This is a genomic window from Candidatus Zixiibacteriota bacterium (assembly GCA_022865345.1).
Taxonomy (GTDB): domain Bacteria; phylum Zixibacteria; class MSB-5A5; order MSB-5A5; family RBG-16-43-9; genus RBG-16-43-9.
In genome coordinates this window covers 1-1598 of the sequence record JALHSU010000163.1, presented here as the reverse complement: position 1 = coordinate 1598, position 1598 = coordinate 1, and the positions used below count along the sequence as shown (strand labels likewise).

Annotated in this window: 1 protein-coding gene; it reads right to left on the bottom strand. The window is 46.0% G+C overall.

What is annotated here, in order from left to right:
* Positions 1-1598 (bottom strand): PBP1A family penicillin-binding protein (locus MUP17_07955; protein ID MCJ7458910.1); only part of this gene is annotated, 1598 nt, incomplete at both ends.

The window sequence follows — 1598 nt, the reverse complement described above, 5'->3', positions numbered from 1 at the left end:
TCTGCAACATCGTGGTCATTATATAAGAGGTCTGCGGATCCAGGACCTCCTGTTTTTCCACAGAGGTGTTCTTTTCCAGAATTTTTCCATACCGGTCAGTAATCTTAAGAATAGACTTCGGTTCGACCCTTATCCCGCCGTTAGGGAATACAGAGTAAGCATCAACCAGCTCTAAAAGGTTAACCTCAGAGGAACCTAAGGACAAAGACGGGAATGGGGCAAGATATGAGTTTATCCCCATCTGGTGAGCATATTTGACTGCCTCCTGCGGGGTAATCTTCTGGATCAGTTTAACTGAGACAATGTTTCTGGATATCCTCAAGCCCTCCCTTAAGGTCATCGGACCCCTAAAAGTAGTATCAAAATTCTGTGGTTTCCATTCTATTCCATCCCCGGCCTGGAGTATCACCGGGGTATCATAGATTATATCAGTAGGCTTGAAACCGTTCTCCAGGGCTGCGGTCCAGACAAAAGGCTTAAAAGCAGAACCTGGTTGTCTTAAAGCCTGAATTGCCCGGTTAAATTCGCTCTTGGTGAAGTCTTTTCCTCCAACCATCGCCAGGATATTGCCGGTACGGTTATCAATTGCCACCAGAGCAGCCTGGAGTTCCTTAAATAATCTTTTTTTTCTGACCTTGCCGTTAAGGGTGTCAACTGCAATGGTGATATAGTTATCCTCTTTCAAGGTGTGGCTGGACTCAAAGTTCTTCTGTAACAGGGCTAACTGGGTCTTGACGATCTCCTCTGCTGCTTTTTGCATCTCCGGATTCAGAGTAGTATAGACCGAAAGCCCACCATTATACAGGCTTTTCTCGCCATATTCCTCGATAAGATATTGTCTGACCATTTCAGAAAAATAAGGTCCCAAACCGGTTTTGGAAGATGAGGTTTTAAGCTGGAGAGGAAGTGCTTTTAAGCTGTCATATTCTTCACCAGTTAATTTTCCGTTATCTTCCATTGCCCTTAAAACTAAATTTCTTCGGTTTAAAGCTAAATCCGGATAATCCAGAGGGGAATAGCGATTAGGAGACTTCAACACACCCACCAATAGAGCACATTCGGGCAGGGTCAATTCCCTGGCATCCTTGCTGAAGAAGACCTGGGCTGCTGCCTGGATGCCATAGGCTCCTTTGCCGAAATAGCACTGGTTCAGATACATCTCCAGTATCTCATCCTTGGAGTAGGTTCTTTCGATCTTTATGGCGGTCAGGAACTCCTTGATCTTGCGCGGTAAGGTTTTCTCCCGGGTTAAAAAAAGGGTTCGGGCTAACTGCTGGGTGATGGTGGAGCCACCCTGGGTGATCTTAAGGTGAAACAGGTCATTCGCCAGTGCGCGTGCTGTTCCTAAAAGGTCAAACCCCCAGTGACGATAAAATTTTCTATCCTCAGCCGATAAAAGAGCATCCAATAAATAGGGGGGCATCTCGCGCAGGGGGATTAAGGTCCTTCTTTCAGTGTAGAACTCTTTAAATATCTTTCCATCGCTGCCGTAAAGTTTGGTGGAAAGATTGGGCTCGATATTATGCAGTTGAGAAAGGGAGGGAAGGTCTTTCCTGTAGGTCCGGTAGGTTTTGGCCAGAGAGATGGTAAGCAGGACT